Below are 14854 nucleotides of genomic sequence, written 5' to 3'. Positions count from 1 at the left end.
TTGCGGCAGAATCTCTCTCGATGCGGCAACACGTTGCAGGTCAGCGCTCCGAGGACTGCCCGATGGCCGACAGCTGACAAACCGGTTGGGCTGCTGTGGAATACCGCCGAAGGCAGCGACGAATCAGCTCCGGGTGGTGGCAGCACTCCAGTGCGGATCACGACCGGTGATCCCCACGATCCGGTCGATCAAGCTCTCCCCCGACACCTCGACCGCCGGACCCCACAGCTCAGGAACCGGCGCATTCGGCACGAACACCGCGACGTGATCGAGGCACGCCCGCAACGTCGCTTCGGGGAGCACGAAGGATTGGCCGGTCGCCTGCGCCAGATCCCAGCCGTGCACGACCAGCTCGGTGAGCGCGATCTTGCCCCACACCTCGTTCGCCAGTTCCGGACCACCGGGCGCCGCGCTACTGCCCTGCCAGACGGCCGGGTCGTCCCACGCCGTGCCGAGCTCGCACAGCCACTCGGCGATGGTGCGGCGCTGGTCGGGCCCTTTGACGGGCTCGGGCGTGGCGTCCAGCTCCTTGCGTGCGAGCGCGACGAACCCTCGCGCCACCGCATCGACATGATCGATGAGCAACGCGACGCTGTACTCACTGCAGGGCGTCGGGTTGGTCAGCTGGTCGTTGGCAGTGCCGATCAACAGGCCGATCATCGTGTCGCAGGCAGGCTTCAAGTCGATCATGGCGATCCTTCCTCGGGCAGCACTCTGAGCGGTGCCACATGCCCTTACCGAGGTAGACGCCCCAGGAGATCCAAACTCATCGCTAGCCGCCGACGGCTGCTAATTGACCTGGTAAAGCCAGGTTTGCGGGTTCACGAGATCGCCGGTGGCCGTCCACCGATAGGTCCGGGCCAGGCCGGGGTCGTCGTAGCCGCGTAGGTATTCGGCCAGGCCCGCGCGCGTGGTCCGGCCTGCGGCAATGCCCTTCAGGATGATCGTGGTGAGGTCGTAGGCTTCCACCGCACCGGGGCCGGGGGCTTGTCCGGTGCGCGTTCGATAGTCGTTGGCGAACTGACTGACGACAGGTCCGCACGAGCAGGCCACGATCGCGCCGGAGGACGCATTGCCGGCCTGGGCAATGAAGTCCGGAGTGAGCGTGGTTTCCGCGGAGACGAAACGCGCGCGGACTCCGGCGCGTCTCAGCTGCTCGAGCAGCGCGGCGCCCTCTTCGTAGAAACCGGAAAAGAACACCGTGTCCGGGTCGGCGGCTGTGACAGTGGCGACCACGGTGGCGAAGTCGCGATCGCCCTTCGCGATATCCAACGCCGCACAGCGCGGATCGGTCACGAAACCCAGTGCAGCGACGACGTTTCCGGCGACGCTCTTGCCGTAGCCGCTCCGGTCCCGCAGTACGCAGACGTTGCGGGAGGTGCTGGCCAGGTACTTCCCCAATGCGGTGCCCTGCACGTCATCGGCAGCCAAACCGCGGAAGAAGGTGCGCCAACCATTGCCGGACAGGGTGGGATCGGTCGCCGACGGCGTGAGGAAGGGCAGCCCTGCGCCGTCGAGAACCGTTCCGACAGCCTGGATTTCAGGAGAGAACACCGGCCCGATCAGCGCGACGATCGATGGGTCGTTCGCGATCTGGGTGGCGACGTTCGCGGCCGTCGACGGATCGATGTCGAACTTCTTCAGCGCAACAGGGCAGCCCGGGTTCGCCTTGGTGAATTCGTCGACGGCCAGTTGCGCGCCGCCGCCGACCCCGGCTTCCGGACCAGCTGTCGTCGCAATGGTTACGGGTTTGCACGTCGCTTTGCCGTCGCCTGTCGGGGTCGCGGCGGTAGTCGAGCTGGTGAGTTCTCTGCCCTGGGCGTCGAGCTGGGCCAGCGGCGCCAAGGCCCTTGGCGCACTCGCCGTTCCCGGCGCGATGGCGCCGGACCAGACGATGGTTCGTGATGCGTCGGTCGGTGGCTTATCCGGGCCTGACCGCCCGATGACCCAGACGACTCCCGCCACCAGCGCGACGACGACCAGTGCCGCCACCCCGACGCCGAGATACCGCGCGGTCGGACGTCGCGCCACCAGCGTCGCTGTCGCGGGCTCGCCCGTGCCTGCCGACGGCGTGCGCGGCGGCGCCCACGACTGTGGCACCGTCGGTGCGGAAACAGGATGCGCCACAGAGTCTTCCGACAAACTGCGGGTTACCGCCACGGAATCAGCGGTGGCCGCCAACGCTTCCCGCGCCGCGGTGGCGAATTCGGTACAGGACTCGAACCGCTCATCAAGCCGCTTGGCCAGCGCCTTCGCCAACACCGCGTCCAACGCGGCGGGCAGACCGGTCCTGCGATCACGGACCGAAGGCGGCGGCTGCTGCAGATGCCCGGCGATCGTGGCTGCCGGACTGTCCGCCTCGAACGGCGCCGTCCCCGTCAACAGCCAGAACAGGCTGCACGCCAACGCATATTGATCGGTTCGATGATCGACCGTCGTCGCCGACAGTTGCTCCGGCGCCGCGTACGCCAGTGTCGCGGTGAAGGTGCCGGTCCTGGTCAGCTGCCTGGACTCGTCGCGCAGGCGCGCGATCCCGAAGTCCGTCAACAGGACCCGCTCCCCCTGCCCCGCCGTCGCGTGCGCGAGCAAGATGTTCGCCGGCTTCACATCGCGGTGCAGCACCCCGACGGCGTGCGCGTAGTCCAGCGCCTTCGCCGTCTCGGCGATGATCTCCACCGCCCGTTCCGGCGCGAGCGACTGCGGGTCGAGCGCGCCTGCGTCGACACCGTCGACGTACTGCATCGAAATCCAGCGCACGTCTTCGTCGACGCCCCGGTCGTACACCGCCACGATGTTCGGGTGGTCCAGCCGCGCGACCAGTTCCGCTTCGCGCTCGAAGCGCGCCTGCATCTCCTTGTCGGCGTGCAGGTTCGTGCTGAGCAACTTCAACGCGATCCGCCGTGGTAGCCGCGGGTGCCGCGCCAGATACACCGACCCCATGCCGCCGCGACCCAGCCTGCGCTCGATCACGTACCCGGCGAAAACCTCACCAGCGCGCAGCATCCCGTCCTCTCAGCGGCACGTATCACTAGATCCCCGCCTTCGACACGACCTGCCGACCCGAGCCGAACTGTTGGGTTGTCACCGGCCCCGACATGGACCGGCCGCCTACCCGCTCATCGTAGCCAGGGAATGTCCCGGCACCGGGGACATCGCTGCGGCAGGAATTCCGTTGACCGGCGGGCAGGCGGTCGAGCAGGCTCGGTCTCATGCAGGAGAACGGGGTCACGCTCGAGTTGTTGACGGAGGACAACCTCCCGTTGCTGCTCGACGCCGCGGTTCGCGACGCCGATCCGCTGGAGGTCATGCCGCCGGTGGACGGAGAGCCAGGCTGGAACGCCGAACGCAGGCGGGCATTTCTCGAATTCCACCGCGGGCGGTCACTGCGGGCGGACCAGCCGGTGGAATACACCTATGTGATCGCAGTAGGCGGCCGGGTCGTTGGAGCCGCGCGGCTGCAACCAGTCGAAGATGGTGTCGAAGCGGGCGTCTGGATCGGACGCTCCCATCGTGGGCGCGGTGTCGGCCGCGCCGTCGCCGCACAACTACGCGCGCTCGCAGAACAGGTCGGCGCGCGCCGCATGGTCGCTGTCACCACGCTCGACAATCCGGCGGCACGCCAACTGCTCGACACCGCGGCCTCGACCGTCAGCGGCGACACTGTCACCGCCACACTCGACCTCGGGTAGCGTCGCCGCCGAAATCCCTGTGGCAGAGTGGGATCGATGGCTGGCATCGATTGGCAACACAACACCTTCTACCACCGGTTTCTGCTGCGCCACCTGCCGAACCCGTGCGCACGGGTCCTCGACGTCGGCTGCGGCACAGGTGCGTTCGCGGCCGAACTGGCCGACCACGCGGACCACGTCGACGCCATCGACCGCTCCCCCGTCATGATCGACGCGGCCGAGCAGCGGTCCCCGAGCAACGTCACCTACCTCCTCGGCGACATCCTGGACCAGCCGCTGCCCGACGAAACCTACGACGCGATCGTCTCGATCAGCACGCTGCACCATCTACCTTTGGACGAGGTCCTGCCGGTCCTTGCCAAGGCATTGCGCCCCGGCGGCGTCCTCGCCGCCGTCGCCCTCCCCCGCACAGACCTCCCGCGCGAACTGCCGATCGAACTCCTGGCAGCCCTCGGCCACCGAGCCCTCGGCGCGGTCTTCGCGGTTCTTCGCGCGGCAGGCCGCGGCGACTGGCACGCCCGCGAATCGAACGACGCCGACATGCCAGTGGTCCTCGACCCACCGCTGACCACCCGCCAGGTTCGTCAACAGGTGCGCGCGCTGCTCCCTGGTGCACGGGTGCGCCGCCTGGTCTACTGGCGCTATTCCCTGGTGTGGCACAAGCCGATCGGCTGAAGAATCCGGCGATCATTCGAGGTGGATGACCGTGATCCGTTCGCCGTCCGTCACGGCGAACCGTGGCGTGGTCTGATCGACCGCGACACGTGCCGGTCCGGCGAACGACCGGCTCCACACGATCGAGCTCTCCGCGGAATCGGTGGAGATGTCCGGCCATTCCGCCACGAGTTCCCCTGTCGTCGCGTCGAAGAGGCGAGGATGACTGTTGAGTGCCAGAACGTGGCCCGCGATCGGCACGAGATCGCCTGCGGCGAGCTCGAGTTGGGTGCGCCAGATGAACGACTTCGTACTCGTCGACCAGCGCGCCAGCATGAGCGGCGCCAGCTCATCGGGGTCGAGCTCCGATTCCGGATCAGGGTCGTCCTCGGCGGTGCTGAGCACCACGTCGTCATCGACGAAGCAGGCACCGGCGACCTCGGGTTGCACGAGCCTGTTCAGATCGTTGCCGTCGGAATCGAGGACGGTGGGATCCGCCAACGCCTGGTGCAGGTCGTAGACGGCGATACATCCCCACGGGTGCCAGACCCAGCCTGCGCTGAGCAGATACCGGCCGCTCGGCGAGACCGCGAGCCGAGAATGGAAGAAGTCCGTCGGGGTGCGGTCCGCGCCGACGGTGCGGCGCTCGCCGGTCACCGCGTCCTCGACCTCCAAGCGGTTGTACTCCTCCGGACAGTGCACCAACCCTGTGCGGCCGTCCGGCAATGTGAACAGGGCCAACGGATATCGATACGCGTCCGCGTGGTAATAGCTCCGGTTGATCTCGCGGAGAAATCGCGCATCCGAGGCCAGCAGCAGGCCTTTGGTTCCGGTGCTCGCCAGTAGCGCGACCACGTCACCCTGCGGTGCCACCACCGCAGCGTCGAATTGATCGCCGTACCCGGTGAAGATCGACGAGCCCTCCGACCCGTCCAATGGAATCGACTGCCAGCCTTTGGCAATGTCGAACAGTCGTCCCCCGACCCACAGAAGGGTCTTCGCGCCCTCGACCGCGAGCACGTCCCGATGAACTTCTTTCATAGCGACAGTCTTCCAACCTCGCGGCCTGCTGTCGCGGGAAATACGCGCGTAATCCGTTGTCCCGGTACTACTTCAGTACCTGTGCTACCTCGTGCACAGCGGCGCGGAGCAAGTCGGTATAGATGTCGATATCAGGGAGTGTCCCGCTGTCGGCGTGCAGGGAGAGGGTCACGGTGTCGCCTAGACCGTGGATCCCATGCGTCAGGCGCATCACCGAGCCGATAGCGGGGAAGCCGCCGGTGAAGCGGACTCGACCGCCGCCGAAGGTGAGGTCCGCCTGGCCGCGATCGACGCTGGAGACGACGGTGTGACCTGCGATGGAGTCCGGAACCGCGTCGAGGGGGTAGCCAGCGACGTCACGGTGGAGCAGCGGCGCGGGGACGACCGCGGTAACTCGATCCTGCGCCGCCAGCAGGGGGTGCCTGGCTCGGCGTTTGCGGTCGGCCAAGGTTGCGGCGATCTTGTCGGCGCGGCGGCGGAGGTCGGGCTCGTCGATGCACAGGTCGACGCTGAGGCTGCGGTAGTTGTTGCGGGCGTCGGGTATTGCGGCATCCGGTAGAGCCATGGGGACCTGGGCACCGAGCCGGTCCACTTGATCGCCGCAGTGTTCCAGGTAGCGGGTGAGGGCAACCGATACCGCAGTCAGCACGACGACGGTGAGGGTGTGGCCGGGTGCGCGCAGAGCTGCCGAGTCGCACACGATCATCCGCACCTGATGGGCCGAAGTTTGCGCGGTCTCAGCACCATTCACTCGGCTCGGCCGGAATCCGGGCCCTGGCGGCGGCAGTTGTCCGGCGGCGGTCAGCTCGGTGAGCTGTTGCTGGGCCCGGAAGGCTTGGTAGCCGCGAACAGCGGTCCTGGCCAATCGAATCGGCAGCTGCGGCACTGCGAGCACGGCAGCCACCGGAACCGTCGGCACCACTCGCCGCAGCTCTGTCGCGTCGACCGGCGACACCTCCGCCAGCCGCCGCACCACCGGCCGCACCAGTGCAGATAATGTGCGCACCCCGGGAATTCGTTCGATCGGCGAGGCGCCCGAGCCTGCGTCGGGCTCCGGTTCATCAGCGGAGAACAACGCCCGCGCGATCTCAGCGGCACGGCGCCCATCGGCCAGCGCATGCGACATCTGGACAACAGCAACGAGCGTGGGTGCCGCATCCATTTCGAGCTGAGGTTCCACCGATCGCCCCGGCACGTCGCTGATGCCGCGGAAGACAGTCAATCGCCAAGCTCGGGCCGAGGCATCCAGCACCGTGGCGACCAGTTCACCGAGTGCCGACTGCACATGCGCCCAATCCGGTTCCGGCAATACGTGTTCGACGAACTGATCGGCCGCGAAATCGCACGGCACCCAGGACGGATAGTCGAGATCGCCAGGCACGTCCTGTGCCCTGACCCGCAGATCCGCGATCCGGGCGCCGCGTTCGGCGACGAACGCGCGCAGTTCCTCGGTCGGGCGGCCGTTGTCGGCGAAGCAGTACACGAGGAACAGGTCGTTGCGTGTCCGCCTCGACAGCCAGTACATCGTCGCGTCCTGCGGCGCCATCCGCCTCACGCACCGACAGTATCGAACCCCGCCGCGACGCCGAGGCCCCGGATCACTCCTCGGGCCGCCGACTGCTCGGCCATCCCGCGGGAGGCTCTATATATACAGCCTCGTGAGCGCCTGAATGATCTTGATCCGCAAGGGCATACGCGAAAAACTATCGATTCCGCGCCCGGCTCCTGCTACCGTCTGTAGTAGAACGCATACCACTCTCCAGGGGCGGAGTGTCGGCCATGGCAACACAACTCGGTCGCAAGGTCAGCGCGCAGGCGAATTCCGCCGACGAGCGATATCAGGCCGCGAGATTCCTCAAGCGGTCGATCAACAAGGTGTTCCCGACCCACTGGTCGTTCCTGCTCGGCGAGATCGCGCTCTACAGCTTCATCATCCTGCTGCTCTCCGGCGTGTACCTGACCTTGTACTTCGATCCATCGATGTCCGAGGTCGTCTACAACGGCTCCTACCAACCGTTGCGTGGCGTGACCATGTCGCGCGCCTACGAGACGTCGCTGAACATCACCTTCGAAGTGCGCGGCGGCCTCTTCGTGCGACAGGTACACCATTGGGCCGCACTGCTTTTCGCGGCGTCGATCATCGTGCACCTGTTCCGGGTCTTCTTCACCGGCGCGTTCCGCAAACCACGCGAGGCGAACTGGGTGATCGGCGTACTGCTGCTCATCCTTGCGATGTTCGAGGGCTACTTCGGCTACTCACTGCCCGATGATCTGCTCTCCGGCACCGGCCTGCGGGCGGCGTTCTCGTCCATCACCCTCGGCATCCCGATCATCGGCACCTGGATGCACTGGTTGATGTTCGGCGGCGACTACCCGGGCACCATCATCATCCCGCGCCTGTTCATCGCGCACGTGCTGTTGTTCCCCGGCATCATGCTCGCGCTGATCGCCGCGCACATCGCGCTCGTCTGGTACCAGAAGCACACCCAGTTCCCCGGGCCCGGCCGCACCGAGAAGAACGTGATAGGCGCCCGTATCGTCCCGGTGTTCTCGCTGGATCAGGGCGCGTTCTTCGCATTCACCCTCGGCATCGTCGCGATCATGGGCGGCATCTTCCAGATCAACCCGATCTGGAACATGGGGCCGTACAACCCCTCTCAGGTGTCGGCGGGTTCGCAGCCGGACTTCTACATGATGTGGACCGACGGCATGATGCGCCTCATCCCACCGTGGGAGCTGTATCTCGGCCGTTATACGGTGCCCGCACCGGTATGGGGCGCGTTGATCATGGGCTTGGTCTTCACCGTGCTGCTCTTGTATCCGTGGATCGAGAAACGGTTGACCGGCGACAACACCGCCAGACACAACCTGCTGCAACGGCCGCGTGACGTGCCGGTGCGCACCGCGATCGGCGCGATGGCGATCGCGTTCTATGTGGTGCTCACCCTGTCGTGCGTGAACGACATCCTTGCCTACAAGTTCGACATCTCGCTCAACGCGACCACCTGGATCGGGCGGATCGGCATCCTGATCCTCCCGCCGTTCGCCTACTTCGCCGCCTACCGGATCTGCCTCGGCTTGCAGCGCAGCGACCGGGCGGTATTGGAACACGGTGTCGAGACGGGTGTGATCCGGCGACTGCCGCACGGCGAGTACATCGAACTGCATCAGCCGCTCGGCCCGGTCGACGACCACGGCCATCCGATCCCGTTGGAGTATCAGGGCGCTCCGGTGCCGAAGAAGATGAGCACGCTCGGCCTGGCAGGCAAGCCGGGAACCGGCAGCTTCTTCTTCGCCGATCCGTGGCAGGAGTCCGAACGCAATCTCGCCGACGACCATGCCGAAGAGCGCAAACAGCTCACAGTGCTGCGCGATTACCAGGAACGGGACAGCGGCAGTGGAAATGGCTCCCATGACAACGGTTCCGGCCGATAGCTGGACCCGCTCGTTCGCCTACTAAAAGTGAAACGTACGCATTCGGACGCCAGACCCGCGCGTCCGGTGCCCGAATATTGCGAAGGCCCCGAGTCCGTACCGACCCGGGGCCCGTGCTAACTGGTTCGGGCGATCTGATGCTGTCAGGATCGTCCGAACTCCCCCTGCGCCACTCCGGTTAGGAACGCGTCCCACTGACCCGGCGCAAAGGCCAGCACCGGACCATATCCGTTGTCCTTGGTGTCACGGACCGCAACATTGCCGTCGACTAGAAAGGCGACTTCCACACAGTTCCCATCAGGGCCGCTGTATGTGCTCTTACGCCACACAGCCTCCGTCAAATCAACCTCCACGGCACTAGCTCCTTCGCTGCGTCGAGAACGAGATTTCTTCTGACATCGTCCTAACTAGCACCGGCACCCGGCAGGAACGCCGAATCCCCTGTGCGCCTAGTAGAAGCGCGCAACTCCACGGTGCGTCGTTATCGCACTGTACGTCGGGGTGAATACACCCCACGAGGTTGCCCCCGCGCGGTAAACACTAGCAGGTCTATCGAAAGTTTGCCCGCCTCCAGCTTATTTGAAAATACGAACTGCCAAGTTTGCGAAGAAGAAATGTTGCGGGAACATTGCCAGCATGCGGAAACCATTCCCATTATGGCAGTCCCGCAAACATTTCAGCCGATGTGATTGCTCCGTGATCCGTCAATTTTTCATTCATCGGACACTGTCTCATCGACGCCATCTCGGGGGCCGGGCATGATGGGAGCATGGTTGACCGCGATCGCGACGACGCAGGTCGCGCCCGAAACTCTCGTCCGCGTGACCGACTCGGGCGGCCGCTGCCGCCGGGTAGTGCCGGAGTTGCCCGAATTCCCGATGATCTAGATCTGCCGCCACAGCAAACCCTCACCTTCGCTCAGCAACTGCTGGACGACGGATTAGCATTCAACGCGCACGAGGTATTAGAGGCCGCGTGGAAGAACGGACCGTTCGCCGAGCGGATGCTGTGGCAAGCGCTCGCTCAGCTCGCTGTCGGTGTCACACACATCCAACGCGGCAATCCGACCGGCGCGCGCACCCTACTCACCCGCGCGGTCACCCGGCTGCGCACGTTCCAGCCCGACGCGGACGGGGACATGCCCTACGGTATCGACCGGACCGGCTTGATCGCACACGCCGAAACACTGCTCGCCGCACTCGACGCCGAGACACCGATCCCCGCCGCCGAGCTGACGCCGCGCCTGCGCGGCTGACCCCTACGATGGCCAACGTGCGCCTGTCATCGCGCCCGAGCCGGGCCCGTACCGAACTGGACGCCGGCCGGTACGCGCCGACCCCGTCCGGAGACCTGCACCTGGGGAACCTGCGCACCGCCCTGCTCGCCTGGGTGTTCGCTCGCTCTACCGGACGGCGCTTCCTGCTCAGGATGGACGACCTCGACCCAGCGCGGACCGGTGCCGAGGCGCGCCAGCTCGCAGACCTGGCCGCAATCGGGCTCGACTGGGACGGCCCGGTGGTCCGGCAATCCGAGCGACTTCCGCACTACCAGGCCGCGATCGACCGGCTCACCGCCGCCGACCGCACCTACGAATGTTTCTGCACGCGTAGGGAAATCCAGCAGGCGGCCACGGCGCCACACGCCCCGATGGGCGCCTATCCCGGCACCTGCCGCACGCTGACCGAATCGGACCGCGCCGAACTGCGGGCACAAGGACGCCAGGCCGCACTGCGCTTGCGTTCGACGGCAACCGAATTCGTGATATTCGATTACCTGCACGGGTATTACCGTGGCCAAGTGGACGACGTGGTGTTGCGACGCGGCGACGGCATCCCCGCCTACAACCTCGCCGTGGTGGTCGACGACGCGGCACAGGGCGTCGATCAGGTGGTCCGCGGCGACGATCTGCTCTCGTCCACGCCACGCCAGGCCTATCTCGCGACCTTGCTCGACCTACCGGTGCCGCGCTACGCCCACGTTCCGCTCGTGCTCAATGCCGAAGGGCAGCGACTCGCCAAGCGCGACGGCGCGGTGACCATGGCCGACCAGCTGGCGCTCGGCAGCACACCCGAGCAGATCGTTGCCCTGCTCGCCGACTCGCTCGGCTACACCGCGACCACGGCGGCAGGGCTGCTCGACAGCTTCGACCCGGCACATCTGCCACACGAACCGTGGATACTCGACGGGAATGGGTTGTTGCAACGCAGTCGATGTCCGTAACGTACGCATTCGTCCAACTACTGATCACTCGACGAGGACAAACAACTATGACAAGCGGTGGGTACGACCCCAACCAGTATCCGCAGGGCGGGCAGCCGTATGGGCAGCCGTACCCGCAGGGCGGCCAACAATTCCCGCAAGGCGGCGGCCAGCAGCCGTATCCGCAGGGCGGCCAACAGTTCCCCCAGGGCGGCCAGCAATACGGCCAGCAACCGCCCCAGTACGGTCAGCAGCCGCAGTACGGTCAGCAGCCGCCGCAGTACGGCCAGCAGCCCCAGTACGGTCAGCAGCCGCAGGATCCGTACGGCCAGTACCCGCAGCAGCAGGGTGGCTTCAACAACTACGGCGGGCAGCCGGGTGACCTCGGCACCCGCATCGGCGCGCGCGTCATCGACGCACTGATCCTGATGATCCCGTACTTCATCCTGTACGTCGTGATCGGCAACAACACCACGCTGACCCTCGGTCTGAGCGCGGTGTGGACGCTGGTCGAGCTCGGCTACTTCGTCGGCATGGAAGTCACCCAGGGCACCACGCTCGGCAAGAAGATCCTCGGGCTGAAGGTGCTCGCGCCCGGCGGCGCGGCCAAGATCGATCCGGTCACCTCGCTGAAGCGCAACATCTTCCTTGCCGCGAACATCATTCCGTGCGTTGGCGGTCTGATCTCGCTCGGCCTGGCGATCTACATCATGGTCACCATTTCCCAGGACCCGAACAAGCAGGGCTGGCACGACAAGTTCGCCGGCGGCACCCAGGTCGTCAAGGCCTGACGCCGACAGGCTGATGACACGAGCAGGGGCGCACCCGTTATCGGGTGCGCCCCTGACGTTTTTGTCGAGGCCGCGCTCAGGTGCTGAACCAGGCGGCGACTATGCGCCGGAGACTCCGGCGATGAGGACGACGGCGAACCACAGGACGGCGAGCACGATCGCGCCTGCACCGATCCAGATGCCGGCCAGCGCCATGCCGCGGCCTTCCTGACCAGTCTGCTTGACCTGATTCAAGCCGATGACACCGAGGATGATCCCGACGATCGATCCGATGCCACAGGTGACGAAGCCGGCCAGCGACGCGATCAGCGCGCCGATCGCCATGCCGTTGGTGCCCTGCTGCCCCGGCATCCCATACGGCTGGTAGGCAGGCTGATATCCGTAGGGCTGCGGCTGCCCGTAGGGCGCGGCAGGCTGTTGATAGCCCTGGTACTGGGGCTGTTGCTGCGGTTGCGGCGGCGGTGTCATCGGCTGGGCGGGCTGCTGTGGATATTGCGGTGCCGACGGATATCCCGATGGCTGTTCAGCATTCGGGTACTGCGGAACAGAACTCTGCGCGCCGGAACCCTGCGCGCCGGAGTCCGGCGAAACGCCTTGTCCGCCGTACTGCTTCCACCATTCGTCGGAATCGCCGGGATTCGTCATTGCTACAGGGTATTCCACAACCTGGTTGGATGAAGCGCGTGAGTCAGCTCAATGAAACCGAAGCCCAGGAACCTGGGCACCCCGCGCCGAAGCATGCGGCATTCGCCCAGGTGGCGCGGGGGTACTACACACCGATCGTGGCGTTGTTCACCGCGACGCTCATCATCTCTAACATCTGTGCCACCAAGGGCGTCCAGTTCTTCACCGATCAGTCCGTCAAGCTCGGACCGATCGAGCTGCTGCCGATCAGCACCGACGGCGCCTGGTTCCTCTTTCCCCTCGCCTACATCATCGGCGACGTGCTGAGCGAGATCTACGGCTTCCGACTCGCGCGCAGGGCCATCTACTACGGATTCGGCATCCTGCTGCTCATGGTGGTGTGCTTCAAAATCGCAATCGAGTTGCCCGCCGCGAGCTTCTACGAGAACCAGGAAGCGTTCCGCACCGTCATCGGCACAACGCCGCAGCTCGTCGCCGCAGGCCTGGCAGGCTATTTCGTCGGCGAGATGCTCAACTCGGCGACGCTGGTGCTGATCAAGGAACGCACCAAGGAAAAACACCTGTGGGCGCGGCTGATCGGCTCCACCGTGGTCGGCGAGTTCGGCGACACGTTGATCTTCTGTTCGATCGCGGCCACCGCCATCGGCATCGACTCCTGGGGCCAGTTCGTGAACTACGTGGTCGTCGGCTTCCTCTGGAAGACGCTCGCGGAGATCATCGTGCTGCCGATCACCTACCGAGTCATCGCCTGGCTCAAGAAGAACGAGCCGAGCTACGCGCCGAGCCAGGTTCCCGCACTACAGAGCTGACCACACACACCGACGACCGGCGGCGGCGCGCGAGTGGAGCTCGGCCGCCGGTCTACGGCGTCGCGACGCGGCCCTTCCAGCGGCCGAGTGTCTCCGCCTTGTGCTCGTCGAAATAGCCGCCCTCGATGCTCGCCCTGATCCGATCGACGAGCCGAATCGTGTAGCGCTCGTTGTGGATTGTGCACAGCGTCGCGGCCAGGATCTCCTTGGCCTTGAACAGGTGATGCAGGTAGGCCCTGGTGTAGTTGGCGCAGGTATAGCAGTCGCAGGTGTCGTCGATCGGGGTGAAGTCGCGCCGGAATCGACTGGTGTTGATATTGAATCGGCCCTCCGCGACATAGATCGCCGCGTTGCGGGCGACCCGCGACGGGTTCACGCAATCGAAAGTGTCCGCGCCGTTTTCCACCGCGGTGAAGATGTCCTCCGGCTCGCTGATGCCGAGCATGTGCCTCGGCTTTTCCTCAGGCAGCTCGTCGCAGCACCAGCCGACGATGGTGCCGAGGTTGTGCTTCTCCAGCGCACCGCCGATGCCGTACCCGTCGAAACTCGTTCCCTCGCTGCCACGCAACGATTCCAGCCCGCGACAGGCCTTGCGGCGCAGGTCTTCGTACTGCGCACCCTGGATCACCCCGAACAGCGCCTGATACGGGCGATGCGTGCGGGCCGCGGTGAGCCGCTCGTGCTCGTCGAGGCAGCGCTGCGCCCACTCGTGCGTGCGCTGCAGCGACTTCTCCTGGTAGCCACGAGTGTTGAGCAGGGTGGTGAGCTCGTCGAAGGCGAACATGATGTCGGCGCCGAGCTGATGCTGGATGCCCATCGACACCTCGGGGGTGAACCGGTGCTTGGACCCGTCGAGGTGTGAGCGGAAGGTGACGCCGTCGTCGTCGACGGTGGCCAGCCGCTCCTTGCCCTTGGCGATCACGTCGTCGCTGCGAACGTCGACCGCCTCCATCGCAAGCACCTTCTTGAACCCGACCCCCAGCGACATCACCTGAAAACCGCCGCTGTCGGTGAACGTCGGCCCCGGCCAGTTCATGAACTTGCTGAGCCCGCCCGCCTCGTCCACGATGTCGGACCCAGGCTGCAGATACAGGTGATAGGCATTGGCCAGCAACGCCTGCGCCCCGATCTCCCGCATCGTCTCCGGCAACACCGCCTTCACCGTCGCCTTGGTCCCCACCGGAATGAACGCAGGCGTGGCGATCGACCCGTGCGGCGTGCTGATCACACCCGCCCGCCCATGCCGCCCCTCCAGGCGGTTACCAACAGTGAACGAAAAGGTAGCGGGATCAGACACCCGAACATCCTCCCAGGCCGCACCTCCGACCCCACCAGCCCACCCTCCCGCCCCCGTCCACCATCTACACCGCGTCGGCGGATCCACAGAGCATCTATACGGTTCACAGAGCCCAGAACCTCTGTGAACCTCTGTGAACCGTACGGAAGGTCTGTGGATAGTCGGCCTCTCTCGGAATCCCAGTGGACGGTAGCGAGAATTGGACTAATTTAATCTTGAAAGCTCTCGAAACGAGAGCACAGCCAAGCGAGCCGGCTGGGACGAGAGAACCCGTGACTGACTGCGGAGGTCAGC

General features: G+C 65.7%; 14 protein-coding genes. 7 read left to right on the top strand and 7 right to left on the bottom strand.

All coding sequences use genetic code 11. The annotated features are described in order from the left end of the window. Nucleotides 1–123: 123 nt before the first annotated feature. Entirely contained in the window at nucleotides 124–690 is a 567-nt protein-coding gene (locus NA11_RS27145) for a TIGR03086 family metal-binding protein (RefSeq protein WP_069164848.1), read from the bottom strand. A gap of 99 nt (nucleotides 691–789) precedes the next feature. Continuing rightward, nucleotides 790–3003 carry a bifunctional serine/threonine-protein kinase/ABC transporter substrate-binding protein gene (locus tag NA11_RS46735; protein ID WP_245746206.1) on the bottom strand — a complete coding sequence of 738 codons (2214 nt, stop codon included), beginning with the start codon at nucleotides 3001–3003 and terminating at the stop codon, nucleotides 790–792. A 206-nt stretch (nucleotides 3004–3209) separates the two neighbouring features. Here NA11_RS46735 and NA11_RS27130 point away from each other — a divergent pair, with 206 nt between their 5' ends. Both NA11_RS27130 and NA11_RS27125 read left to right on the top strand, forming a co-directional pair. Continuing rightward, nucleotides 3210–3689: a GNAT family N-acetyltransferase gene (locus NA11_RS27130; protein ID WP_069164847.1), complete on the top strand. Its 480-nt coding sequence runs from the start codon at nucleotides 3210–3212 to the stop codon at nucleotides 3687–3689. Between the two features lie 36 nt (nucleotides 3690–3725). After that, entirely contained in the window at nucleotides 3726–4364 is a 639-nt protein-coding gene (locus NA11_RS27125) for a class I SAM-dependent methyltransferase (RefSeq protein WP_069164846.1), read from the top strand. 12 nt (nucleotides 4365–4376) lie between these two features. Here NA11_RS27125 and NA11_RS27120 read toward each other — a convergent pair whose 3' ends face one another. Beyond that, complete coding sequence (locus NA11_RS27120; RefSeq protein WP_069164845.1) at nucleotides 4377–5384, bottom strand: hypothetical protein; 1008 nt, start codon at nucleotides 5382–5384, stop codon at nucleotides 4377–4379. A gap of 67 nt (nucleotides 5385–5451) precedes the next feature. Beyond that, nucleotides 5452–6930, bottom strand: a complete 1479-nt coding sequence (locus NA11_RS27115; RefSeq protein WP_069164844.1) for a WS/DGAT domain-containing protein — start codon at nucleotides 6928–6930, stop codon at nucleotides 5452–5454. Nucleotides 6931–7163: 233 nt separating this feature from the next. Between NA11_RS27115 and qcrB the strand changes: the two genes are divergently transcribed. Beyond that, nucleotides 7164–8819 carry a cytochrome bc1 complex cytochrome b subunit gene (qcrB, locus tag NA11_RS27110; protein ID WP_069164843.1) on the top strand — a complete coding sequence of 552 codons (1656 nt, stop codon included), beginning with the start codon at nucleotides 7164–7166 and terminating at the stop codon, nucleotides 8817–8819. A gap of 143 nt (nucleotides 8820–8962) precedes the next feature. Here qcrB and NA11_RS44155 read toward each other — a convergent pair whose 3' ends face one another. Beyond that, nucleotides 8963–9148 (bottom strand): DUF397 domain-containing protein, encoded by a 186-nt coding sequence (locus NA11_RS44155; RefSeq protein WP_439957102.1) that lies wholly within the window; start codon nucleotides 9146–9148, stop codon nucleotides 8963–8965. 440 nt (nucleotides 9149–9588) lie between these two features. Here NA11_RS44155 and NA11_RS27105 point away from each other — a divergent pair, with 440 nt between their 5' ends. The 3 genes from NA11_RS27105 to NA11_RS27095 are packed head-to-tail and all read left to right on the top strand — an operon-like array spanning nucleotide 9589 to nucleotide 11809. Further along, the gene (locus tag NA11_RS27105; RefSeq protein WP_069164842.1) at nucleotides 9589–10074 is read left to right on the top strand and encodes a DUF309 domain-containing protein; all 486 of its coding nucleotides are present in this window, start codon (nucleotides 9589–9591) and stop codon (nucleotides 10072–10074) included. Nucleotides 10075–10091: 17 nt separating this feature from the next. Next, a complete protein-coding gene (gene gluQRS / locus NA11_RS27100; protein ID WP_245746205.1) occupies nucleotides 10092–11039 on the top strand; it encodes a tRNA glutamyl-Q(34) synthetase GluQRS in 948 nt (315 codons plus the stop codon). A gap of 47 nt (nucleotides 11040–11086) precedes the next feature. Further along, entirely contained in the window at nucleotides 11087–11809 is a 723-nt protein-coding gene (locus NA11_RS27095; RefSeq protein WP_069164840.1) for an RDD family protein, read from the top strand. Nucleotides 11810–11908: 99 nt separating this feature from the next. On the opposite strand, the gene NA11_RS27090 is transcribed toward NA11_RS27095, so the two are convergent. Then, nucleotides 11909–12454: a DUF4190 domain-containing protein gene (locus NA11_RS27090; RefSeq protein WP_069164839.1), complete on the bottom strand. Its 546-nt coding sequence runs from the start codon at nucleotides 12452–12454 to the stop codon at nucleotides 11909–11911. 29 nt (nucleotides 12455–12483) lie between these two features. Between NA11_RS27090 and NA11_RS27085 the strand changes: the two genes are divergently transcribed. Beyond that, complete coding sequence (locus tag NA11_RS27085; protein ID WP_245746204.1) at nucleotides 12484–13263, top strand: queuosine precursor transporter; 780 nt, start codon at nucleotides 12484–12486, stop codon at nucleotides 13261–13263. Nucleotides 13264–13315: 52 nt separating this feature from the next. On the opposite strand, the gene tgt is transcribed toward NA11_RS27085, so the two are convergent. Continuing rightward, nucleotides 13316–14560, bottom strand: coding sequence for a tRNA guanosine(34) transglycosylase Tgt (gene tgt, locus NA11_RS27080; RefSeq protein WP_069164838.1), 1245 nt, complete (start codon nucleotides 14558–14560; stop codon nucleotides 13316–13318). Nucleotides 14561–14854 lie beyond the last annotated feature (294 nt).

The sequence above is a fragment of the Nocardia altamirensis NBRC 108246 genome, assembly GCF_001612685.1.
Taxonomy (GTDB): Bacteria; Actinomycetota; Actinomycetes; order Mycobacteriales; family Mycobacteriaceae; genus Nocardia; species Nocardia altamirensis.
The sequence above is the reverse complement of the archived record's forward strand: the minus strand, read 5'-3'. Positions and strand labels throughout refer to the sequence as shown.

Coding starts and splice junctions, on each gene's coding strand:
- NA11_RS27090 (WP_069164839.1), bottom strand. CDS start 12,454: ATGACGAATCCCGGCGATTCCGACGAATGGTGGAAGCAGTACGGCGGA.
- NA11_RS27145 (WP_069164848.1), bottom strand. CDS start 690: ATGATCGACTTGAAGCCTGCCTGCGACACGATGATCGGCCTGTTGATC.
- NA11_RS27105 (WP_069164842.1), top strand. CDS start 9,589: ATGGTTGACCGCGATCGCGACGACGCAGGTCGCGCCCGAAACTCTCGT.
- NA11_RS27130 (WP_069164847.1), top strand. CDS start 3,210: ATGCAGGAGAACGGGGTCACGCTCGAGTTGTTGACGGAGGACAACCTC.
- NA11_RS27125 (WP_069164846.1), top strand. CDS start 3,726: ATGGCTGGCATCGATTGGCAACACAACACCTTCTACCACCGGTTTCTG.
- NA11_RS27095 (WP_069164840.1), top strand. CDS start 11,087: ATGACAAGCGGTGGGTACGACCCCAACCAGTATCCGCAGGGCGGGCAG.
- NA11_RS27115 (WP_069164844.1), bottom strand. CDS start 6,930: ATGGCGCCGCAGGACGCGACGATGTACTGGCTGTCGAGGCGGACACGC.
- NA11_RS27120 (WP_069164845.1), bottom strand. CDS start 5,384: ATGAAAGAAGTTCATCGGGACGTGCTCGCGGTCGAGGGCGCGAAGACC.
- NA11_RS46735 (WP_245746206.1), bottom strand. CDS start 3,003: ATGCTGCGCGCTGGTGAGGTTTTCGCCGGGTACGTGATCGAGCGCAGG.
- qcrB (WP_069164843.1), top strand. CDS start 7,164: ATGGCAACACAACTCGGTCGCAAGGTCAGCGCGCAGGCGAATTCCGCC.
- NA11_RS27085 (WP_245746204.1), top strand. CDS start 12,484: ATGAAGCGCGTGAGTCAGCTCAATGAAACCGAAGCCCAGGAACCTGGG.